This window comes from Ruegeria sp. EL01 (genome assembly GCF_900313035.1).
Classification (GTDB): Bacteria; Pseudomonadota; Alphaproteobacteria; order Rhodobacterales; family Rhodobacteraceae; genus Ruegeria.
This window is the reverse complement of sequence record NZ_OMPS01000039.1, coordinates 17,363-40,699: the sequence shown is the minus strand read 5'-3', so window position 1 is coordinate 40,699 and position 23,337 is coordinate 17,363. Positions and strand designations below refer to the sequence as shown.

The window sequence follows — 23,337 nt, the reverse complement described above, 5'->3', positions numbered from 1 at the left end:
ATGTCCGAAATCCGTATCGAAAATCTACACAAATCCTTCGGAGCTCATGAGGTCATTCGTGATATATCTCTCACGATATCCGAGCAAGAAATCTGTATTTTCGTCGGGCCATCAGGTTGCGGAAAATCCACATTGCTCCGGCTGATCGCGGGATTGGAAGAAGCAACCTCTGGTAGCATCATGATTGGTGGCAAGGATGTAACTCACCTCGAACCCTACGACCGCAAGTTGTCGATGGTCTTTCAAAGTTATGCACTTTATCCGCACATGAACGTGCGAGACAATATTGCCTTTGCACTCCACACAGCAAAATTGCCAAAAGATCAGATTGCCGAAAAAGTTGCGGAGGCCGCGCGCATTCTTCGTCTAGAGGACTACCTAGATCGTAGACCCAACGCGCTTTCCGGCGGCCAGCGGCTACGCGTGGCAATTGGTCGTGCTATCGTTCGCGAGCCTGCCGCATTCCTGTTCGATGAACCTCTTTCAAATCTTGATGCGGCTCTTCGTGCCGACACCAGAGTGGAAATAGCTACTCTTCATCGATCCCTGAATGCGACATCAATTTACGTTACGCATGACCAAACAGAGGCGATGACTCTCGCCGACCGTATCGTCGTATTAAAGGATGGCCAGATCATGCAAACCGGGTCGCCAACCGAGCTATACGACAACCCCGCAAACGTTTTTGTCGCGCAATTTCTTGGTTCTCCGAAGATGAATATTTTGAATGTCCAACTTGGTGAAAATGTTATCACGATCCCGGGGCACAAGGAAATAATCTTTCCCGCAGAGGCCATGCCTCAAGATGTCCAACTGGGCGTAAGGCCTGAGGCCATTTCGCTTGTGGACCCAGATCAAGGGCAATTCACCGGAGTGGTCAAGTTGAATGAATATCATGGTGGCTCACGCACCGTTGTTGCTGATATCGGAGTGGAAAATCTGGTCACAGTGCAAGTTCCTGCCAATCAGTCGCCACATATCGGCGAGAAAATTAGACTAAAATGCAGCATTGAAAATTTCCACATTTTTCAGACCAATGGACAACGATTTCTGACAGACAGCGGCAAATTTCTTGAAGCAAAATTGAGCGATTTTGACAAGTGAGGGTTCTCATCGGTGGTGTCGCAAAGTCTCGGATTTCAGCTGCGTAGCCAGGCGCGTCGAGCCAGACCCCCGCACTTTCCCGAGACTCAGTCAGGATTAATCTCCTTCAAAGGCGGCAGCACCCGAAATCCGTGATCCTTTATGCCGTGTGTTCCTAAGTTCGCGATCTCGAAGAGATCATGGCAGAACGCGGCGTCGACTTGGATCATGCAACGCTTAACCGCTGGGTCAAGAAATATACGCGCACTATCGCTGCTGAAGCGCACCGTTGAAAGGTGCCACGGGGTTGTTCGTGGTGGATGGATGAAACCTTGTGAAAGCCATCTGCAACAACGGTTGGCCGGACAAGGTGTTATCGATAAAAGCGGATCGAACATAGCTGGTCTGTACAACATGAACTGGCTGCTCGTGATGTGCGACTGATGTTGGTTAATCTCTGTCCGGCGGACGAAACATCCTAACAACATCATTGAACAGGACCACCGTTTCACTAAGAAACTTACCCGACCTATGGAGACCTTCAAATCGATGAATTCAGCTTCGGCTACCTTGGCCGGGACTAAAGTCGCACATGTGGTCCGGGAAGGTCAGTTTGACCAGTCAGCGCGGTCTGGCTTCGCGCAGTTTGCGGCGCTCGCTGGATAAGTGTGTCCAGCGGAGGAGCTTCTTAGACATGCGGAAACCTTGCGATACTACCGCCGTAGGACACATTTTCAGGCGTTAACAGGGACTCCCTTTTACAGGTTACCGAACCCGACAGTTCGGCCATGTCCAGTGGCCTCTGTATCGGTTGGAAAAAGGATGCGGCGCGTGCCTTCTGTGAAGTTATCAAAAGACAAGTTCCAAACGGCACCCGGCCACATCAGTGAAATCTGGCCAGTGTGCCTGTAGACGGCGGTATAAAGCGTGCCGAACCCGGAACTAAACGCAGTGGAGTAAAGCGGTGGGCGCAGGAAAGCGTCGATGAACCGGTTCTCGCCCTCGGGATGCAGTGTGAGCCTCTGCAACAGGAAACGTTCGCGTTCTACCGTAGCGGTAAAGCGGGCATGGGTGGGCCATTCGACCTTTGACTGGTGGTTGGTGGCGACAGGCTGATCCGTGACTTCGGGCACGCGGTCCGGCGCCATGTAGACGGTTGCATATTTCCCTTTCGCGTCCAGCACGGTGACGTTGTAGCTCATGTGGCAAGGGATTCTGCACAGGCAGTCGACCGCTTCGGCAGTGGTCTCGCAAATTTGCAATACATACCGCAGGATCATGGGCACGCCAAAGCCAGGACCGACCTGCGTACGGCCGCCAAAGGTCAACGACACCATCAATCCGGCATCGTTGACGCCATCAAGCAGGCCCAGAATGCCATCGCTCATCCCGATCACGCCGCGTCCCAGCCACTGCGTTTTCAGGATCGCAGCATCGAAAGTTCGGGGGTGATAATCATAGTTGCGCACCAGAAATGGCGTGTCACCACGCCAGATCGCCTGACTGCAGCCCGAAAGGTATTTCGGCGGACAATACAGGCTGAGAAATCGCGCCTGGCTGTCACTGCCGCCCACAAGTTCGACCACTTCTTCGTAGAGCGGCATGATTTCGGGCATGTGCTCTAGCAGCGCGCGCAGGCATTCGCGATAAGTTGGGCGGGCAGAATAGCCCTCCTGCGCCCACCATTTACGGTAAGCGGGCCAGTATCCGGCAAACAGCCCGGCCAGTTTCGGGCCGGGCTGCGCCTCGTCTATTGAGCGAAAAACAAGCGCCATCGAACTTTCTACATGATTTTGAACGCGGGATCTTCCATCGGCTGTGCTGCAGGCAGTGGTTCAGCCGTATAGGCCGATGTGATGCCGTGAATCCACTTTTTCGACTTATCCGTCAACTTGAAGCCTTTGGTCATCGACCGTCCGCGTGTCACCAGAATACCCAGATCAGCGCCTTCATAACGATAATCGCCGACATTCGAAATGCGCAGGAAGAAGGCCTCATTCTCGCCAACCGCGCGGCGGTGATAGTCAAAACGATCAAACACGACGCGGCCGTCTTCAAGCATCTTATAGATGCCAGATTGTGGCGCTTGGGTGATGCGGTCAACGCTGTCATCGGTATGTTTGATCACCATCTGTGACCAACTGTCGATCATGTCCGGGTCAGCCCAGCGGGCGTTCAGCTCTTCGACATCCAGCTTGAAGGGTTTCTTCGAGAACTCGAGCAGGTGGAACAGGAACAGCGGCGCGTCCGCATGGGCAAAGGCCGCGTGGTTGGTCATCGAACTGGCTCCGGTGATGCGGGGGTTCAGCTCGCCCAACCAGAGCTCATCGGTTTTCTTGTCGATCAGGAAGTCCAACTCGAAATAGCCGCGATAGCCGGATTTGCGCAATTCCTCACCAAACTGAAAGGTCAGTTGCCGCGCCTGTTCGCGGGCCTTGGGCGGGAAGGCGGTCGAGAAGATTTCGTTCCCGCACCAGCCCCCGCGATACGGGGTGAGTTCGTTGAAGCCTACAAGCTCGGTCATCAGCGGACCAACGATAGTGCCTTCCGAAGTCGCACAGGCCTCAATCGCCGCGCCACGACAATCAATCCGCTTCATTATCTTGATTTCGCCCTCACCGACGATCTCGTGCTCATGCTTTTTGAAATCGGCCTCAGACTTGATGAAGAACGTCGTGTGGCCGCTGTCTCCGAATGCGGATTGCAGCACCAGATCATGGCCCAGCCCGGCCTTGTCGCAAATCTTGCGCAGGTGGTCATAGCTATTAACCACACTCAGCGTATTGGGCACCGACGGCACGCCCGCCTTGTTGCCGATGCGAACGGTTTCGATCTTGTTGTCACATTTCGTGCGCAACTTGGCCTTGGGGAACCACAATTGGCCACCCAATTCCTTGACCAGCTTCTCGGTGGTCTCGTCAAACATCAGGAACACGAATTTCGGCTTACCGCCGCGCCGCTTGATCAGGTCGATGACCTCTTTGTGCTGAAGCAGGTAGTTGTTGATATCCTCAATCGATTGGAACTCATCATGTGGCATTTCCGAGGGGACAAACACGTTCGGATGCCGCCCGTCGAAACAGTCCATGTAGCAGATATAGGTGAAATTCATCACCCATTCATCCAACCCTAACAGGTTGAAATTGGTCGCTGATACGAAATAAACCGGGTCCTTGTTGGTGTGGAAGTAGCGGCGAATTTCCGAGATGTTCTTCAGCACCTTCTTTGGCATGTTGTCCTCCCTGACCCCTTAGGGGTTCTTGATTGATTTCAAAGCGTCTTCGGTAAAAATGCGCAGGCCCAGATCGGCGCGGAAGCCGTGGATTTCCGACACGTCCAGTTCCTGCATGAATCTTAGAATTTCGGGGCTGATCACCTGACCCGGAACCAGAATGGGAAAGCCCGGCGGATAGGGGATCACGAAAGTGGCCGAAACGAGCTCTTCGCCCGCCTCCAGCCGACCGAGCATCTCTTTGTCCGGCTCGACGTAATCACAATTGTCCTCGTCATAAGACAGGAAAAACGCGGCACGGATGTCGCCTGCCTCGGTTCCCGTTTCACACCGAAACGCATCGTGGAAGCGGCTGAAATCGGGCAGCGGCGGAACGTTTTCCACCAGATTCTTGACCCGCCTGTCGAAGGCAAGCTTTTCCATTTTAGAAGCGTCGTCCATCAGATCGTCCAACTCTTTGGCGATCTCGACCAGCACTTCGATCAGGTAAGCCACGGAGCTGCGCGTTGTTCCAATATTGGTCATGAACAGCACGGTATTGCGTGAAGTCTTGTTGATCTGGATGCCGTATTTGTCCATCAGGATCTTGGTCTTGAAAGTATCGCCATCCCAGCCCGTTGCGCCCACATGCAGGGTGATCCGGGTGGCATCCAGTACGAACTCATCATTTGCCCAGCAATCCCAGACATCGGCCCACCCCTGATCCGGGTCGAAATAACTTGTCATGCCACTTTCGCGGTATTGCTCTGGGATCATGTCGCCCGCCGTGACCAGCCTGAAATACTTCTTCAGCAGCGGATGGGTCGACACCGCACGGCGGATCGCCATCGCGCTTTCGACCTGACGCTGGACAAATTCATACCCCTCGATCTCGACCTGCCTGCGCCCCACATCCAGCGAAGCGATGATCTGATAATTGGGCGACGTCGAAGTGTGGGTCATATAGGCTTCGTGAAAGGCCTCCTCCACCGCGCCTTTGAATTGCTGGTCGTTAACATGGATCATCGAGCCCTGCCGCAACGATGTCAGTGTCTTGTGGGTCGATTGGGTTGCATAGACCCGGACCCGCGCATCAGGCGGAGCTATCAATCGGGTATTGAGCCACATTTCGTCATCGGCGCCTTCCAGAGCCGCCTGCTGGGCCTTGTAAGCGCTGGCATGTTCGGGTGTCCGGAACTCTTCGCGCAGGATATTGGCCGACCTCATCGCGGTTCGGACGCGGGAATTGGGGGCAAATCTTGCGTAGGCGAACCAAGCCTCATCCCAGAGGAACACCAGGTCTTTCTTGATCGCCAGACATTCCTGCATCACCCGCTGGACGTTATAGACAATCCCGTCAAAGGTGCAGTTGGTCAGCAACACCATGCGCACCTGGTCAAGCTTACCCTCAGCGCGCAAGGTCAGTAGCTTATGCTTGACCTCGTGGATAGGCACCGCGCCGTACATCGAATATTCGTGCAGCGGATAGCTGTCCATATAGACCACGCTCGCGCCCGCCAGCACCATGCCGTAGTGATGCGATTTGTGGCAGTCGCGGTCGACCAACACGATATCGCCGGGTCTGACCAGCGCCTGCACCACGATCTTGTTGCAGGTCGAGGTCCCGTTGGTGGCGAAATATGTCTGTTTCGATCCGAATGCGCGGGCGGCGGCCTCCTGCGCCTCTTTGATCGGGCCGCGCGGTTCCAGTAGTGAATCCAATCCGCCTGACGTGGCCGAAGTTTCAGCCATGAAGATATTCGAGCCGTAGAACGCCCCCATATCCTGAATCCAATGGCTGCGACTGATCGACTTGCCGCGGCTGATCGGCATCGCATGAAAGACACCGGTGGGTTGCTTGGAGTATTCCTTGAGTGCGGTAAAAAATGGCGTCTTGTACCGCCGCTGCAAACCGCGCAGGATGTTGAGGTGCAATTCCAGAAAGTCTTCCTGATTGTAGAACACCCGCCGGCATAGACCCAGATCAAGCCCCGCGATATCTTCGGCCGAGCGGTCGGTGATCAGATAGGCATCCAGTTCCGGGCGCAACATGCCAATCCGGCGGCAGGTTTCGGGGCCGTATTCGGACGGTGTCAGTTTTCCAAGATCAGCACCTTCGCCGTAGAGGCTGATATAGCGGCCCAGAACGTTCGTTTCGTTCTTGGATTTCAGGCTCAGGCCGGGGCGGACGATGACGGCTTGCACATTTTGATTAAACAAGACACCAATCAGCGCATCTTCGACACTGGGTACGACGACAATTTCATAGATGAAGGGGTCTTCGCTGCGGCGCATGCGTTGCAGGCTGGATTGCAGGAACCTTTCCTGCTGCTCGTTGACGTTGTCGACGATCATTACCTCGAAATACGGGCGTCCCAATGCGCGGGCTTCATGGGTCTGGGTCGACTCGTCTTCGAATTCGTCCCCTTCCGTCTCATCCGCGATCAGTGGGATCGAACGGCGGCGATAGGCGCCAGAGGTCAGAGCGCGGGATACCCGGCGCACGGCAGTCGAAAAGTCGGTGAAATTCCCGTGTTCCAGCAGTCGGCGCAGATAGTCAAAAGCAGAGGCCCCAGGGAAGGCGAAATACATCTCGATCGGGGCCAGAGCCTGTAACAATTGCAGGGCCCTTGTGCGCTCTTTTTCACCGCCATCGTGGTAAAGTGCTTCGGCCGCTTCCCGTAGCGCGCTCCACCTGTCCGCCCTCAGTTGTGAAGCGCTGTAGTAATCTGAGATGGTAGGGAGCTTTTCGCTATCGGAAATGCCGTGCATGAAATCTGTGTCCTTTCTGCCGATACCGAAAAGCTGCCCCAGTATCAGTCTGTCCCTGAGCGCCCTTTGTAGAGATAAAGATTATCGGGCTTGGTTTCGGCGCTTTCGCTATATCCCAGCGCCGTTCTTGGGTCGGATGCGGCGACCCCGGCGACATCGCCTTTTTGCGGAATGCGCAGCGGCCCCAATGTGTGCAGATAGGCATCTGCCCCGCTGTTGCGGTCATAAACCGGGAAGTCTGCCTCGCGGTCGCGGAAGCTTTTCAGGACCTGCCCCAGACCTTTCAGGCCAACCTCGCGCTGACGGCGCACCTGATCGAGATCGATCTCGATGGGGAAAATATCTTCCTGTCCCGCCGACTGGTGCAACACGGTGGCTGAGGGGTCGACGACCAGCGAGCGGCCAACACCACCGGCAGCCAACCCGTTCACGTCGAACACGTAACACTGAAACTGCGCAGCAGTGGCCTTGGCGATGGACAGTTCCGCCTCGCGGTCGGTGGTGCCAGTCAGAACCGGGTGCAGCAGAACTTCTACCCCCTGACTGGTCAGGTGGCGGGTGGTCTCTGGGAACCAGATATCATAGCAAATCGACAGGCCGAACCGACCTACATCCGGAACATCGAAAATACAGAACTCGGTCCCGGATGAGATACCTTCCTCATAGGGTTTGAACGGGAACATCTTAGAGTATCTGGAGACAATCTCACCATCCGGATTAATCACCACGGCTGTGTTGAAAACCCGCCCATCCTCGAGTTTCTCAAACATCGAACCGGGGATCAGCCAGATACCATAGCGCCGCGCGGCGTCCTGAAAGCGCGGCAGGTCGTCATTAGGAAAAGGCTGGGCAAACCGATCGAGCGGGCCATAGGGGGCCAGTTCGCTGAACAGCGCCATCTGGGTCCAGGGAAACCGTGCCATCATCACATCGATCCGATGCAGCATCGCATCGACATTCGAATTCAGTGCGCCAACGTGCATCTGGATTCCGGTTATCGCAAAAGGGGTCATTTCGTTCTTCTTCTCATTTTCTTGCCGATTGCGATCGCCGTTGTGATCCGGCGTTCTTCATCGGAACATAAAACCGCGTGTCGGCGCAAGCCTGCTATCCACCGGCGGTTGATATATTGGGGCCAAGTCCCTCATCTGGCCTCTTCTTCGGTGGCGTCCTCGCCGAGTGTTTCCACAAAATCGATGTCATTGCGAACCCAGAAAAACCGGAACCCGCAACTGCGCAGCCATTTCTCCAGTCGGTCCAGGCTGGACCATTCCCGTCGCAATCCGCGCGTGGATTCGACCAGCGCCCATTGGCCATCGATCAGAAAGTAGACCGTCCAAGTGTTGGGATGCGCCGATTGGTTGGCAAATCCGCCGCTGACCACCTCGCGGGCGGTACGCACCGCGACCGGATAGTCTCCGATGCGGTTCTCGGCGGCCAGAACGGCCAGGTCGTTCTGGCGGATCGTGTAGGTCGGAAGGGGAGCGTCGGTCATGAATTGATTTTGCCTGTCATAGAACACGCCCACATCGGTACCCCACGATCCGTCCATTGTTCAACCTCTGACGGATCACGCGGCCTCGGTCTGCTCTGTGGTCTCAGCCGCCACGGCTGTGGCTTCGGAATCCTGATCCTGAATCGCGCGGAACATCGCTTTGCGGCGCTGGTTGATATCTTCGGATTTGAGGTTCTCGATGCGTGTCGCCAGCGTCCAGATATGTCCGAACGGGTCGGCAACGGTGGCACAACGCTCGCCCCAATAGGTGTCGTTTGCCTCGGCAATCAGGTTTGCGCCGTTTTTCAATGCAGTCGACAGGACAGCATCTACATCCTCAACATACATATACTGACCAACCGGCGTGATGGCACCCGAAACAGTGGGACCATGCGCACCCCATCCGGTCGTTACAAACAGCATCGAGTTGCCGATCTTGATGGCGGCAAAGCCAGGGACCTCATCCATGTCATAGGTCTGAACCTGTGCGCCAAAGGCGTTTTCATAGAACTTCAGCGCCGCAGGAACATCCGTAACGGCAAGCGATGCAGTGCAGGTGCGATACCCTCGGGGCAGGGTGGCAGGCTTCTTTTTCATATCCGAAATCTCCGAATAGGGCTGGGGTCGCCCAGTGAGACATGCAGGGAAATTCCTGCACTATGCACCATAGTGTGGATCAAGCTCCGGGATATTGCAACACTATGATGCATAGTGATGGCGTTTCTACCGGTTGCGGAGGGTTTTGGGTGGTCCACATTCTTGGGGCGCATCAGACCATCGGAGCCTATTGCGACTGACAAAAGTAATCCCACGCAAAACGCGCCTGTCATCAACCCTAGGCTTGCGATGGTCTGCGGAAAGGCAGGCCAAGTACGCTCCATCTTCTCGTCGGTCAGCCAGAATAGATTGCTCATGATATACCCATGAAACGCAGGGGCTCGAACCACGCAGCCGGATGCCAGTAACCAAACTGATGGGTCCAGAAATCTAAGTACCCAGACGCGACCCGATATCCATTTTCGACCATGCTTCGAGAAACCCGTGAAGATAATCTAGCAGGCCAGTCGCGGACACGGTGATCGGCGCATCCAGATGATTGTCCTCCAGCTTCAGATTGACGACGGCCAGACTGTCTTCTGGATCTGTCATCCGCCAACATTGGACCAGGCGAGGCTGTGCAGTTTTCCGGCCCGCACCAAATCGCCAAGCGTCACGACCGTTTCTGTAAATCTCGATGCCCTTGTCCCATGCGTGCGTGTAATAGACATCCGCTGTGTCGACAAAAGTCCCGCCGCGATCAGCAAAGAGATCCGGCTGACGGACCGTGTCTTTCTCGGGTGTTTCCGCCCCAAAGGTCATGGTGCCGGGCGCAAACCGCGACACAAAGGGGCCATTTCGCCCCAGTTTTTTGTAGGGCATGGGCAGAGCTCTGGCTTTTTGGGCGTTCATGTGGTGCGGCCACCGGCAAGTTTGCGGCGCAGAATCGGGATGATTGCCGCAAGATGAATACGTCGGATCCAGGATTTGGGCGGCTGGTATTCAGTATCCGTCAAAGAGGCGAGCCCCCAAAAGGGTCCGTGCGCCGGTAAGCCATATTCCTGCAGGAATGCCTCTTCTTCCATGAAGGCCTTGGATTTCCTTTCAAAAGGAAACGATAGTTGATCCGAACCGAACTGGGGATTTGGCTTGAGCATGTCTTGCTGCTGTTCTGCGAGAACTATGCCGCACGTAGCCGACTTGATTTGAGAGAAGGATACAGAGCGCGGCAACTCTGGGGCGGCGCATGCGCGCACTTGAGCGGTATTTGGGGCAGAAACTGTTCCTACGCCATGACTGGAAACATGTCCTGACATCGGAGGGAACCCGTTTGTTGGATCAACTCGCGGACCTCGAAACGCATCTGACCAAGATTGCCTCGCCTCGACCTTCGACGGCACAGCTGCTGGCCAAGATCTCGGCAGGCACCTGATCAACATGGCAATGCTCAACGTCGTTGGTCCGTGGGCCTGGCTGGTCGATGTGTTGGCCCGTATCGCTGGAATATCACAGAACCGGCTCGACGAATTGCCGCCGTGGGAATGGGATGCCTGCCGTCAAGCCGGAAACACGTGAATCATTACGGTGCTGATCGGATGCTTGCGTCATTCGAGTAAACCGCGGCATCTGTTTTATGAGTTCCAAGCTGACCTCGGAGCAAGTGCAGCATGCGCTCCGCCCAATATCAAACTGCTTCCGAGGACGGCCCAAGCCGACGGTTCACAATGACCAGCGATACTGCAGTGCATTTCTAACAGTGGACATTGGTTGGGGGCAGGACTCGTTCTTGCCTCATAGCTAGAAAATGACGGTTGCGGTGAGAGCGATTCGGACAGGAAGGCCTTCGGGCACCTGTCGTAACGGCTGGCGACATGTCGCCAGCCCTTTAGCCTACCGAACATGATTTCAATGCGATCACGGCGTTTGTTGCGCCGCTTGTCGTATGTCATGGGCGCCTTGTGTTGCTTACGCTTGGGATGCGGGCGCGTATCTCTCTGTTTCAAGGCATCTCGGAACCAGCCCGCATTGTAGCCTCAATCCCCGAGCAGCGACTCGACTTTGGCAAGCCGCTGAGCAGCGCTCGCGCCTCGTTGTAGTCGCTCGCCGGTCCGGCGGTGACAAAGAGGCTGAGCGGGCGACCGTGACTGTCACAGACGGCATGCAACTTTGTTCATTTCGGCAGCATGCTTTGTATGCGCCTGTCGGGCAATGGTTCATGACGCCTTTCCAAACGATGCCTCAGGCCGCACAGCGGAAAGCAATCGGTTCTGACCCTAGAACATTGCATTAGAGATGATACTTCAACGGGCGCAATTGCTTTGATTGTTGGGGTCCGCTTTGGGCGCTCCTGCGCGGACGGCCGATCCGGTCAAGGATTAATCACCCAACGGCTGCGGACCGGTTCTTCCGTGGTAAGCTGTTAATGATGCTCGAATTCGCCGCAGGTTTTCTTTGGTTTCATCGGTCATCTCCTGAGCTACGACCATGGCAAAGGCGTCGACAATAGCTAGATGTGCGTATCGGGATGCTGTTGGTTTGTAGATATCGCTGTCCTCGGGCAGGTCCGTCAGCAGAGAAATCTTTGAAACGTTCGACAGCCGGGTATCGGGTCGTGTGATACTTATAGTCGTCGCACCATAACCGTTGGCAACTTCGGCTGCTCCGACAATGGCGTCCGCTTCACCGCTGGCAGAGATAAGAAACAGAACATCTTCGGGGCCAAGTGCTGCCGCCCGCATTTGCAAGACGTAGCTGTCGTTGACGAAGAATGAGGGGATACCCAGTCGGAAAAAGCGGTTAGATGCCTCCTGAGCCACAAAGGAGGAGCCTCCGCCTATGCCCGAAAAAAGGATCTGCCTACGGTCCAGGCAGGCGTCTCTCGCGGCCTCTAGTTTCTCCGTATTGATCTGGCGTCGCATGATGTCCAGTGTCGCGAACACTGCCCCAAGGACCTGATCAACTGCCGCATCAGCGTCAGGATTTTGGTCGTTGGTGCCGCCATACAGATACTGTGCGCTTACGGCGATGTTTTGAGCCAGGCGAAGTTTGAAGTCCCGAAACCCTTCGCAGCCTAGGCTGCGGCAGAAACGTACCACTGTTGGCTTGCTGACCGAGCAGCGATCCGCGAGATCTCCGATTGTCATTGCGCTAATTTCGCTGAGGTTCTCCTTTACGTAATCCGCAACTTTTTGCTCTTGGACTGCCAGTTTAGTCTGTGAGTTATGAAGCGCTGGGATCAGATCTACGGCCCCAATCCTTCCCTTTTGAGGGGGCGCTTTGCTTGCTGGAAGGGGCGGTGTTTGGTTCGGCAAGCCGGTGGGTTTTGATTGTTCAGACATGAAACTTAGTTACACAATTTGATAAAATTGGGCAAGAAACTCTAGATAATCTCTAGATCTTGCCATCAATAAGAAACTTAGTTACACATATTTGTTGAAATCTGACTTCTAATCACCCATTGTGTAACTGGGTTACAGATTCGAGGCCTGGGGAGGACTAAGAATGTCAGACTGGTTTGCCGGTGCAAGTTCACGGATCAATTCAGTCGTCGAGGGCGTTGTCGCCGCTTTGATGCTAGCTTTGGTTCTGGACGTCTGGCTTGGCGTCATCGACCGTTACTATTTTCATTGGCAACTCCCCTGGCCAGAAGTATTGGCCCGTTATCTGATGATCTGGGCGGCGCTGCTCGCCGTTTCATCTGGAATCGCGCGCCGGGATCACATCGGTCTCACGGCATTTGTCATGCGGCTTCCGATCAGATTGCGACGCGCACTTCTGATCGCAATGGACGTGTTGGCGCTGGCTTTGTTTCTGTATGTGGCCTTTTTTGGGGTCAGCTTTGCTGAAAGCGGTGCGCCTCGGCAAGCGATGATCCTCACCATACCTTTGCTTATGAATTTTAAAGCCAGCAAATTTGAACCCACGCGGAATAAGGTATTCAGGTGTCGCACATGCTTCCCTAGGTGATGTCACATAAGTGGTGCTGCGAGGCCCCCCTTTTTGGTACATATGCTGGCCGTTACTTTCGCAGGTTGCCTGGGCGAGAGAGATAAAGGGAAACAGCGAGAGCAGAAAGCCGAGAGACTCTCTTCATAGTGTTAAACTACCTATGCGTGTGAAACTAGTTTTCACTCAACTTCAAACTTTTCTATTTAATGTCAACAGGTTCATGGGGCGGCGGTGAAAAAACCGTCGGTTGGCATCGATTGGAATGGCAGAGGGCATGCACCCGACCGCTTTGAGTTTGACGTGAAGTAAGATGGTAGCCTTTTTTAGCGAAACAGAACGGGGCAGCGCGTGGCCTTTGTGACATGTTCTGTCGCTAACTTTGAACCGAGATGGCGTAGGCTGCGTAGCCACAAAACACGTTTTGGTTCACGTTCAATTTCAAATAAGAACCGGAAGCTTTTGCAGGAAGCGACGACTATGGTTGGGCGAGGCTGTCGTGCGTGGGCACGCTTGTGTTGTATGGAATCGCGCTCGGGTCTACACTCCTAGGTGGTATTTTCACTTTTTTGCGACCCGTATTTTCGTCGCGGCAAGGTATCCAAGTGGATAGGGACGCCCGAAAAAAGCGCCAGATTCTGGTGCAAAGCCTTTTGAAAAGCGTCGAAGGCAGACTGCTGAGCATTCCCGGCGTGAAGACGGTGGCGGTGGGGTTGAAAATCAGGGACGGCAAGATGTCCGAAGACATCGTGCTGCGTATTGGGGTCGAGAAAAAGCGCCCGATAAGCGAACTATCGCCGGAAGAGGTGATCCCGTCCGAGATCGACGGAATCGAGACGGATGTCTTTGTGTGGACGCCGACCAAAGCGATGACCGACACCTCGCGGTATCGGCCGGTCCGGGGTGGTATTCAGATCGGCAATGGCACCGGCTCGGTCGGCACACTGGGATGCCTGGCGACGCAGAATTCTGGCGGCGCGACGGTCATTCTGAGCAATCATCATGTCATGTTCGCAGGAAAAAGTGCGACCGCCACGGGGATTGAAGTCGCCCAGCCGGATTTCAGCTGCTGCTGCTGCTGCCGGGCTGGCAAGGTTGGGGCGGTGCTGGCCGGGTCTATCGGCGGCACGGTTGATTGCGCAATTGCCTCGATTGATGCGGACATTCAGCATTTGCAGGAAGTGGTCGAGATCGGCGGTATTGCAGGAACGGACACGGCTGTGGTCGGGGATGCGGTTCGAAAGCGCGGGCGCACGACCGAATTGACGACCGGCACGGTGTCGATGATCAATTTTGCAACGACCAGTTCGGATTCTGGCCTGAGCTTCACCGATCAGATTTTCGTTACGCCGGATGCAGCGCATCCGAATTTCGTGGAAGGCGGAGATTCCGGTTCGGCGTTGTTGAATGAGGACAACAATGTGATTGGCCTGATCTGGGGGCAGAACGGCAATGCCGGTGTGGCCAACCCGATCGCCGATGTCGAAGCGGCGTTGGACATCACAGTGTTCGCGCAAAGCACCACTGCAGCGGCATTGCCTGCCGTGGCGATGATGCCGCAGCCGGGATCGGATGGTGTCATCCGAAGACGGGATTGGGAAGCGATGCTGTGGGCCGAAACCGACAGCCAGGACCCTTTGGGTCGGAAGGTCGGGCACCATTGGAACGAGGTGTGGAACCTGATCCAGACCAATCGCGAGGTTGGTCTGAGGTGGCAGAGAGGGCAGGGGCCCGCTTTTGCGGCTGCGTTCGAGCGCACCACCCGAGTCACAAGCTATCGGGTGCCAGACGACGTGGATGGCGTCAGTTTTACACAATTGCTGCTGTCGATGGCCACGGCGCTGGAACAGCACGGCAGCGAAGGGCTTAAGGCGGACATCCGGGCCGAGGGGATCGGTTGGATCCCCGCGCTACAGGGCTGTCGGACAGCCGATGAACTTTGGCTGATCTACCACAACATCAAGGCGGCCCAAGAGGCCGCGGCCCGGAACGCAGGCTAGACGAGGGAAAGGGGCAAGATGACATATGCAGACGATCTGATTGCCAAGCCCGCTTTGAAAATGCTGCGTGCCTTGCCGAATGTGACGGACGTGGGACTGGGATTGAGGCGGGTGAAGGGGCGTCTGACGCAAGAGCTCGCCGTGGTCGTTTATGTTGACAAAAAACGCAGCGAGGCCGAGTTGCCGAGGGGCGCCGTGGTGCCCAGGCTTGTGGGCAATCTGCGCACGGACGTGGATGAGGAACTGAACCCGGCCTTTCTGCGACCAAGCGATGGGCCACCCTTGCCGGAAGACAGCACGCGGGTGCGTCCGCTGCTGTCCGGCGTGTCCCTGAGTACCAGCCCCGATCACGCGGGTACACTGGGTTTTTTTGCAAGGCGCAACAGCGACAATAAGCCAGTTCTGGTGAGCAACTACCATGTTCTATACCGTGATCGGGATCTGCTGGACATCACCGGAGAGCCGCACGAGGCATTGCAACCGCCAAGGGGCAGTGACACCCGGGTTGGCGAGGTTGTGGATGGCAGCATTGGCGGCTCGGTCGATTGCGCGATTGCCTTGTTGGACGAGGAAGGCTCTAGCTGCTGTTGCAAAAGTCCGATCAAGCACGAGAACAAGACCCGAAACACGGAAACGGGCGACACCGACAATTCTGTCCAGATGACAGGGATCCGACGGGCGCAGGTCAATGATCTGGTGACCAAGACGGGTCGGTCCACGGACAGGACTCTGGGTCGCATCGTCAATGCCAGCAAGGATGTCACAGGCGCCGTCGATTACTCCGATTTTGATCTGCCTGCCGGGGACAGTTTCAACTTTACCAATCTGATCATGATCGTGACCTGGGACGATGCAGCGGGCGATTTTGATGACACGATCCCGTTTGGAACAAGCGGTGACAGCGGATCGGCAGTGGTAAATGAAGCCGGTGAGATTGTGGGCCTGTACTGCCTGGGTTTCAATGATCCTGTCAACAACCGGCATTTCGGGTTTGCCTGTCATATCGAGGATGTCGAGACAGCGTTGCAGATCACCGTTCCGGGAACTCGCGCCGGGCTGGGCGCTGCGCCCGGTGCACCGATTGCAGCGCTGGATCATGACATCGACACCGGTGCCGGAGAGGTCGCCATAGGCGATGTTACCTTCGCCCGCGCGAGTGTGGATCAGGTGGCCGAAGCGCTGGATCGGATGCTGGTTGCAACGCTCCAGGGCCGGGCTTGGCGAGAGATTTTTGAGCGGCATCAATACGAAGTGTTGAAACATGTGAACCGCAAGCGCGGTGTCACATTGGCCTGGCAACGCGGGGCAGGGCCAGCCTGGCTTGCCGCGCTGGTGCGCAGTGCGCAGAAATTGGAATACACTCTGCCTGAACAGGTGGATGGGGTCGATGCACTGACGCTGGCCAAAGCTATGCGCATGGCGCTGTGGCGTGAAGGCAGCCCTGAGCTGCGCGCCGACTTGGATCACTTTGGCGATCAGCTTGAAGCAATGATCGGTCGGGTCACAACGGCCGCGCACGGGGTGTGCCTGCTGACGAAACACGCACCCGAGGCCCAGAAACTGGAGACGCAGGATGGCTGATGACACCGGCACCATCGAAGCCCTAGCCAGTTGGCTGGCGCGGATCATTCAGCCGGTCCGCGAACGGCTGAGCGAAGGGCAGGTTGTCGAACTGCTGGCCGAAATGGGGTACGAGCCGCGCGCCGGGGTCGAAACCGAAGGCGCTCTGCAAACCGCGAGCGCGGCACTGGCGCAGGATGCTGCCGTACTGTTGCCGCGGTTGGAAACTTTGATTGGGCATATCGAGGCGGAAGACTTTGGCGCGATCCTGTCTACGGCCATCCAACTGGGTCAGGACGTCAAATCCTTCATCGAAAACGCAGACGACTTTGCCACGGCGCTGCAGGCTCTGGGACCTCATCCCGGGGCTAGCAATGCCGAACTGGCGGAATTGCCGCGTCGCTTGCTGGATGTTCTGATCATCCGTTATGCCGAAAACAGCCCCGGCGGGGCCGAGGCGCTGGAACTGCTCGGCCTGTTCGATCTGGAACCCGTCACCGTGGGCGGACAACAGGTGTTGCACCGCCGGATCGCGCTCGAACGGTTGGGCGATGTGCTGACCAATCCGGCGCAGGCCATGGCAGACAAATACGGCTGGGGTACACCGGGATTTGACGGATCTGTGCTGCTGCCAATCCTGCGCCGACAACTAACCCGCAACGGGTTGCCTGCCATTGTGGACACCGGGGTGAACCCGCCGATTCTGGATGCGGTGGTGGCCGAGATTTCGGCCGATACGTCGATGAATCCGCCGGGGCTGGAAATCCGCTTCAACGACACGATTGCCTTTGACGGGACACCGACATTCGACGGTGAAGGCTGGTCGGTCGCGCTGGAGCTGACCTCGGAAATTGTGCCGGATTTCAGCGCCACGATCAGTCCAACGGGCAATGTGACATTTACACCGCCCGCAGGGTCGGCAGCGGGCAAGGCAGCTCTGGTCTTTACCGCGGGCGCGGCGGATGGCCAGCCTTTCACAATTATTGGGCAAGCGGATGCCAGCCGGGTCGAGGCGCGCCAGTTCGAGGCTCGGATTGAGGCGCTGATGCAAGCCTCAGGCGCGGGCGCGGATGGCGAGGTGATTGTCGCGGGCGAGGTGCAGGGCGGCCGCGTCGTCATTGATTTCAGCGAAGGCGACGGGTTCATCTCGACGCTGTTGTCCGGGGTCGAGCTGGAATCCGATTTCGACATCGGCATGGGTTTTTCGTCGGAAAAGGGGCTGTTCTTTCACGGAAGCGCAACATTGGAAGTGCAGGTGCCGCTGCATGTGGATCTGGGCGTTGTGAAGATCGGCGCGCTGACGCTGAGCGTCGGGATCGACAACGGCTCGTTCCCGATTGGTATCGCGACAGACATAGAAGGTAATCTTGGTCCGCTGCAGATGGTGGTCGAACAGATCGGCATGACCGCCGATTTCGAGATCGCCGAGGACGGGCAGGGCAATCTGGGTCCGCTTGAATTCGGTGCTGGCTTCAAGCCGCCTGTGGGTGTGGGCGTTTCCATTGACGCAGGTGCGGTTCGCGGTGGGGGGTATCTGCGCATCGATCCTGACCGGGGTGAATATTCCGGTGTGCTGCAACTGGCCATTCTCGAGATGGTCGAGGTCACGGCCATCGGGATCATCAACACCAAGATGCCCGACGGATCGGACGGGTTCGCATTTTTGGCGATCATCTCGGTCGAGTTCAATCCGGGCATTCAGCTGGGCTTTGGGTTCACCCTTCTCGGGGTTGGCGGGCTTGTCGGGCTGAACCGGTCGATGGATCTGGATGCGCTGGTGGCTGGGGCCAGATCTGGAAGCATCGACACAATCCTGTTCCCGCAGGATGTCATAGCCAATGCACCGCGGATCATTTCCGATCTGCGCACGTTCTTCCCGATTGAAGAGGACGTGTTCCTGATCGGACCAATGGCCAAGTTCGGGTGGGGCACGCCGACGCTGATCAGCCTGTCCCTTGGGATCCTGATCGAGATTCCGGGCAATGTGGCGATTGTTGGCAAGCTGACGGTGGCGATCCCGGACGAGCGCGTGCCGCTGATCATCATCAACGTTGCCTTCATGGGCGCCATCGAATTCGACAAAAAGCGCGGCTGGTTCTTTGCGGCTCTCTACGACAGTCGCGTGATTTACATGACGCTGGAAGGTGGCATGGGGGTTTTGGCGGCCTTCGGAGACGACAGCAATTTCGTGGTCTCGGTGGGCGGTTTCCACCCGATCTACAACCCGCCGGCGCTGCCGTTCCAGGATATTCCCCGGATTGCCATCAACGTGCTGAACACGCCGGTGGCCAAGGTGATCGTGACCGCCTATTTCGCGGTTACATCCAACACCGTGCAGTTCGGTGCCCGCGCCACGCTGTATTTTGGCATCAAGATTGCCAGCATAGAAGGGCATATCGCCTTTGACGCGCTGTTCCAGTTCTCGCCCTTCTATTTCAACATCACCATCTCTGCCTCGCTGTCGGTAAAGCTGTTCGGTGCGGGGCTGTTCTCGGTACGCTTCCGCGGCTCGCTTGAAGGGACTTCGCCCTGGCATATCGAGGGGACGGGCAGCATTTCGGTCCTGTTCTGGGATGTGGACGTCGATTTCTCGAAAACCTGGGGCGACAAGGAAGACACCAAGCTGCCGCCGATCTCGGTCATGCCGATCCTGGCGGCTGAATTCGAGAAGGTGGAGAACTGGACCGCCAAACTGGAAAACGCCAATGCACTATTGGTGTCGTTGCGCACAGTCGATGCCCAGACCGAACTGGTGCTGCACCCGGTGGGCAGCCTGTCGATCACACAGCGCGCGGTGCCGCTGGGGCTGACGCTGGACAAGATCGGTAATCAGCGCCCTGACGATGCCAACAGGTTCAGTATCGAAACCTCCACAATAGGGATCGAACGGCGCGGCCGGATCGACGAGAGCTTTGCCATCGGGCAATTCCAGGATCTGAGCGATGATCAAAAGCTGAAAACCTCTGACTTCGAGATGGAAGAGGCGGGTGTCGAATTGTCGGTGACCGGCAATCAGACCAAGACCAGCCAGATGACCAAACGCGTGGTGCGCTATGAGACGATCATCATCGACAAGGCGTTTCGGCCGTTCCTGATGGGGATTGTCACATTGATCGCGGGTCTGTTCACCCATTTCCTGGGCGGCAATGCGGTGGCGCAGGCGCCGATGTCGATCCGCTCGAAGTCACGCAAGCATCTGCTGGATGAAAAGATTGCAGTTTCGCCCAACGCCTATGTGGTGGCCAATCTGGCCGATAACACACCGCTGGAAGACGCCGGTGAGGTCGTGTTCCTAAGCCAGGCACGGGCACAGGAGTTCATGAACCAGCAGGCCCAAGCTGATCCGGAATTCGCCGGCAAGGCCCATGTGTTGCGCGGCCATGAAGTGAGGCAGGCGGCATGAGCGACACGCTTGGCACATATTCCTTCCTGCCCTGGCTGCGGCTGGGTATGGCGAACAATATCTCCAGCGCGGATATGGATCCGTCCGTCACCGCCCGTGCAACGATGCAGGTCGCGCTGGAGCTGACGGGGGCGCCGGTTGAAGGCGACACGGACTTGACCAGCACAGTCGCCCGCGATGTCGAGCTTTATGGCCCAGGCGACGTGGTGGGTATCAATCAAAGCGCCATCGTCAAGGTCGAGCCGCGCGGCAACATCACCAATTTCGAACCTAATTACCTGCCGTATATCGAATTCTACGAGGAAGATTTCCCATGGCGCTACACCCCGGCAGCACCAGATCTGGCACTGCACCGGCTGCGCCCCTGGATTATCCTTGTGGTGCTTCGCGACGACGAATTCAGCGAGGCAGGTATTAATGCGGCACGCCCCTTACCCGCCATCGAACTGGGCGCTGCCACCGAGACCACCTTTCCACCTGAAGATCAGCTGTGGGGCTGGGCTCATGTTCATGTGAACCGCGACCTGATCAAATCGGATGGTACAACGCGCTCGACGGATGGGGATATGGCGGGTACGCGGCTGGAAAACGTGTTGAAATCCAATGCGGACCACGCCTATTCACGCATTATCTCGCCGCGCCGCCTTGCGCCTGATACCAGCTATCACGCGTTCCTGATGCCCAGTTTTGAAAGCGGCCGGCTTGCCGGGTTGGGCTTGCCGCCTGATGATGGCAATGCCGAACGCTTTGCCACGCAGGCCGCCTGGACCAATTATACGGATCGGCCGGTGCCGGGGCTTTACCCCTTCTATCACCGTTGGACTTTCAAGACCGGCGAGATCGGCGATTTCGAATACCTCGTGCGTCTGTTGAAACCGCGCCCGCCGGACCCCCGGCTGGGTCGGCGTGACATGGATGTGCAACGCCCGGGTGCAAACCTGCCGGGCATTGCGATCCCGGAACTGGACGGCGTGTTGCGCCTTGGCGGTGCACTGAAAGTGCCGGACGAAGCGCTGGATGATGATGAAGAGGCGGAACGCCAGGCTTTTGAAGATTGGGACCAGCCATTTCCACACGCGTTCCAGACCGGGTTGGCTGATTTCATCAATCTGGCTGACGACTATCAGCAGAACGGCGATCCCGATCCACTGATCACACCGCCTCTGTATGGGCGGTGGCACGCGTTGCAGGATCGTTTGCTGGAAGAGGCCGATGGCGATCCGATCACACCCGATGAAAACTGGTTGCACGAGGCCAATCTTGACCCGCGCTTCCGCGTCGCGGCGGGGTTTGGCACCAAGGTGCTTGAGAAGAACCAGGAAGAATACATGGACGCCGCCTGGGAACAGGTGGGCGATATCATAGCCGCCAACCGGCGCATTCGACTGGCGCAGATGGCACAGGTCGCCACCGGCGCCTGGTATGGCAGCAGCCTGGGCGGCGTGCGCGACCTGAGTACGCAGCGCGCGCTGTACATGACCGCTCCGGTGCAGCGGCGGGTATTGTCTCAGGGGGTGAATGTGCGGCACCAGCTGCGGCAGAGCACGGTACCAAGCGCGATCCTGTCGCCCACGATGCGGCGCATTCTGCGCCCGCGCGATCACGTCGCCGCCGAGCTGGGTTTTGACAGCCCAAAAGGCCCCGAGGATTTGGTGGACCGGGTCAACAGCGGCGAAATCAGCGCCGCGCCGCCGCGCGTCACGCCAGAAGATTTGCCTACCATCGAAGAGCTGGCCGAAGAGCTTGAACAGGACGGTCCACTAGGCGGGTTGCCAATCCCCGAAGACGTGTTGCGAAACCCTTGGCTGAAATGGATCGTTCTGGGGGTTTTTGCGCTGATTGCGCTTTTGTTCCTGCTGCTGGCGCTTTTGATACCGGCGCTGCTTGCAGTGGTGCTCGGCGTGGCGGGGTATTTCCTGATTGAGCGGCTGCAAAAGGCGCGCGAGATCGCTGATGCGGTACTGCCCGAGGGCAATACGCCCGAGGTGATCGACGCGCTGCCCGAATATCCCGATTTCGAACTGGCGGATGTGCCACCCCTGACCGGGCCTGCACCCGAATTGCCGGAACCAGTGCCCGGAGGCGTGGACAGCCCCGAGGCCATCCGCTTCAAGGGGGCGCTGAAAGACGTGCATACCCTGCTGGATGTCAGCGCCAGCATAGGTCAGTTCCCGCAGCGTGACCCGATTAACATTCCGGCGATCGTCGGATCGGTTTATGCCGGGCTGGATCCAAAGATCACGATCCCGGACTTCACCTATACCGGCATCACCTTCCCTGCGCATATCGTGGCGCTGAATTTTGAAATCTTCCGCGAGGCGATGGCCTATCCGGAGTTCGACATCCCCATGTACGAGCCGTTGCTGGCGCTGCCGGGGGACAATTTCCTGCCCAATATCGACAAGATTCCACCCAACACGATCACCCTGCTTGAGACCAATCAGCGCTTTATCGAGGCCTATATGTTGGGTCTGAACGTTGCCATGGGGGCCGAGCTTTTGTGGCGCGAATACCCAACCGATCAGCGCGGCAGCTATTTCCGTCAGTTCTGGGATCCGTCGGGCGTTCTGGACCGCGACGGGCTGAGTGCCGAGGAATTGCGCGAGAAACTTAGGGATATTCCACCCATTCACCTATGGTCGCGGTTCAGTGATCTGGGTGATCACGATCACCGGGAGGAACCTGGAGATGACGAGGAAGAGGTTGTTCTGGTGATCCGGGGCGAGCTTTTGAAGAAATACCCCAACGCAGTGATCTATGCGCAGCGCGCCCGCTGGCGGTTGACCGAAGAGGGCGAGATTGATCGCTTCAACCCGCGCGAATTCGAAACGGTAGGCAGCGAGGAGGATCTGGTCCGAACGCCGCTCTATGAGGCGAAAGCGCCACCTGATATCACCTTTGTCGGGTTTGATTTGACAGCCGCAGAAGCACAGGGCGGCACGGGCGAAGAAGGCGACGAAGATCCTGGCTGGTTCTTCGTGATCAAGGAACGCCCGGGCGAGCCGCGTTTTGGTCTGGATATCGAAAGCGCGGGCGATCTGGTGACGTGGAACGATCTCGCCTGGCCCGACGTCTTTGATCCAGCGGCCGATGACGGGTTTCTGCAAATCGGCGCGGGTACGCCAACGCTGAATCTGAGCACGCCGCCCGATGACGCCAACACATTCGTCGTCACCCAGCATCCCGAAGATCTGCAGATCGAATGGCGCCCGCAGATGAACGCCGCCGAACTGGCCTATATCCTCTATCAGGTGCCCGTTCTGGTGGGTGTGCACGCTGCCGAGATGTTGCCGGAATGATCGGACGGGTTGGCATAACACACAGCGCTGAC

Annotated in this window: 17 protein-coding genes and 3 pseudogenes; 9 read left to right on the top strand and 11 right to left on the bottom strand. The window is 57.0% G+C overall.

Annotated features, from left to right (window positions below):
- Together D9K61_RS15785 and D9K61_RS15780 are read left to right on the top strand one after the other, a co-directional pair.
- Positions 1-1,104: an ABC transporter ATP-binding protein gene (locus tag D9K61_RS15785; RefSeq protein WP_120634165.1), complete on the top strand. Its 1,104-nt coding sequence runs from the start codon at positions 1-3 to the stop codon at positions 1,102-1,104.
- A gap of 95 nt (positions 1,105-1,199) precedes the next feature.
- A pseudogene (locus D9K61_RS15780) lies at positions 1,200-1,749 on the top strand (DDE-type integrase/transposase/recombinase).
- Positions 1,750-1,841: 92 nt separating this feature from the next.
- Here the strand turns inward: D9K61_RS15780 and D9K61_RS15775 are convergent.
- The 9 genes and pseudogenes from D9K61_RS15775 to D9K61_RS15735 form a co-directional block, all read right to left on the bottom strand.
- A complete protein-coding gene (locus tag D9K61_RS15775; protein WP_120634164.1) occupies positions 1,842-2,858 on the bottom strand; it encodes a C45 family autoproteolytic acyltransferase/hydolase in 1,017 nt (338 codons plus the stop codon).
- Between the two features lie 8 nt (positions 2,859-2,866).
- On the bottom strand, positions 2,867-4,315 hold the full coding sequence (locus D9K61_RS15770) for a biotin carboxylase (RefSeq protein WP_120634163.1): 1,449 nt from the start codon (positions 4,313-4,315) through the stop codon (positions 2,867-2,869).
- Positions 4,316-4,333: 18 nt separating this feature from the next.
- The gene (locus tag D9K61_RS15765) at positions 4,334-7,066 is read right to left on the bottom strand and encodes an aminotransferase class I/II-fold pyridoxal phosphate-dependent enzyme (RefSeq protein WP_120634162.1); all 2,733 of its coding nucleotides are present in this window, start codon (positions 7,064-7,066) and stop codon (positions 4,334-4,336) included.
- Between the two features lie 44 nt (positions 7,067-7,110).
- Positions 7,111-8,079 carry a carbon-nitrogen hydrolase family protein gene (locus D9K61_RS15760; RefSeq protein ID WP_120634161.1) on the bottom strand — a complete coding sequence of 323 codons (969 nt, stop codon included), beginning with the start codon at positions 8,077-8,079 and terminating at the stop codon, positions 7,111-7,113.
- A 131-nt stretch (positions 8,080-8,210) separates the two neighbouring features.
- The gene (locus D9K61_RS15755; RefSeq protein ID WP_120634169.1) at positions 8,211-8,561 is read right to left on the bottom strand and encodes a hypothetical protein; all 351 of its coding nucleotides are present in this window, start codon (positions 8,559-8,561) and stop codon (positions 8,211-8,213) included.
- A gap of 75 nt (positions 8,562-8,636) precedes the next feature.
- Entirely contained in the window at positions 8,637-9,158 is a 522-nt protein-coding gene (locus D9K61_RS15750; RefSeq protein ID WP_120634160.1) for a VOC family protein, read from the bottom strand.
- Between the two features lie 129 nt (positions 9,159-9,287).
- Positions 9,288-9,475 (bottom strand): annotated as a pseudogene (locus tag D9K61_RS15745) (transposase); the annotation flags it as partial.
- Positions 9,476-9,548: 73 nt separating this feature from the next.
- Positions 9,549-10,010, bottom strand: coding sequence for an aldo/keto reductase (locus tag D9K61_RS15740; protein WP_120634159.1), 462 nt, complete (start codon positions 10,008-10,010; stop codon positions 9,549-9,551).
- Entirely contained in the window at positions 10,007-10,183 is a 177-nt protein-coding gene (locus D9K61_RS15735; RefSeq protein WP_162946922.1) for a hypothetical protein, read from the bottom strand. The genes D9K61_RS15740 and D9K61_RS15735 overlap by 4 nt, the downstream gene beginning before the upstream one ends.
- A 161-nt stretch (positions 10,184-10,344) precedes the next feature.
- On the opposite strand from D9K61_RS15735, the gene D9K61_RS15730 reads away from it, so the two are divergent.
- Entirely contained in the window at positions 10,345-10,530 is a 186-nt protein-coding gene (locus D9K61_RS15730) for a hypothetical protein (protein WP_120634157.1), read from the top strand.
- A gap of 5 nt (positions 10,531-10,535) precedes the next feature.
- Positions 10,536-10,673, top strand: coding sequence for a transposase domain-containing protein (locus D9K61_RS15725; RefSeq protein ID WP_120634156.1), 138 nt, complete (start codon positions 10,536-10,538; stop codon positions 10,671-10,673).
- A 222-nt stretch (positions 10,674-10,895) separates the two neighbouring features.
- On the opposite strand, the pseudogene D9K61_RS15720 reads toward D9K61_RS15725, so the two are convergent.
- Positions 10,896-11,268 (bottom strand): annotated as a pseudogene (locus D9K61_RS15720) (transposase); the annotation flags it as partial.
- Between the two features lie 205 nt (positions 11,269-11,473).
- Positions 11,474-12,436 carry a MurR/RpiR family transcriptional regulator gene (locus D9K61_RS15715; RefSeq protein ID WP_120634155.1) on the bottom strand — a complete coding sequence of 321 codons (963 nt, stop codon included), beginning with the start codon at positions 12,434-12,436 and terminating at the stop codon, positions 11,474-11,476.
- A 163-nt stretch (positions 12,437-12,599) separates the two neighbouring features.
- Between D9K61_RS15715 and D9K61_RS15710 the strand changes: the two genes are divergently transcribed.
- The 5 genes from D9K61_RS15710 (at position 12,600) to D9K61_RS15690 (ending at position 23,305) form a co-directional block, all read left to right on the top strand.
- Positions 12,600-13,064, top strand: coding sequence for a TRAP transporter small permease (locus D9K61_RS15710; protein ID WP_254055799.1), 465 nt, complete (start codon positions 12,600-12,602; stop codon positions 13,062-13,064).
- A gap of 584 nt (positions 13,065-13,648) precedes the next feature.
- Positions 13,649-15,043, top strand: coding sequence for a hypothetical protein (locus tag D9K61_RS15705; protein ID WP_120634154.1), 1,395 nt, complete (start codon positions 13,649-13,651; stop codon positions 15,041-15,043).
- A gap of 18 nt (positions 15,044-15,061) precedes the next feature.
- Entirely contained in the window at positions 15,062-16,624 is a 1,563-nt protein-coding gene (locus tag D9K61_RS15700) for a hypothetical protein (RefSeq protein ID WP_120634153.1), read from the top strand.
- Positions 16,617-20,006, top strand: coding sequence for a DUF6603 domain-containing protein (locus tag D9K61_RS15695; RefSeq protein ID WP_120634152.1), 3,390 nt, complete (start codon positions 16,617-16,619; stop codon positions 20,004-20,006). The genes D9K61_RS15700 and D9K61_RS15695 overlap by 8 nt, the downstream gene beginning before the upstream one ends.
- The gene (locus D9K61_RS15690) at positions 20,003-23,305 is read left to right on the top strand and encodes a hypothetical protein (RefSeq protein WP_120634151.1); all 3,303 of its coding nucleotides are present in this window, start codon (positions 20,003-20,005) and stop codon (positions 23,303-23,305) included. Before D9K61_RS15695 ends, D9K61_RS15690 begins: the two co-directional genes overlap by 4 nt.
- Positions 23,306-23,337 lie beyond the last annotated feature (32 nt).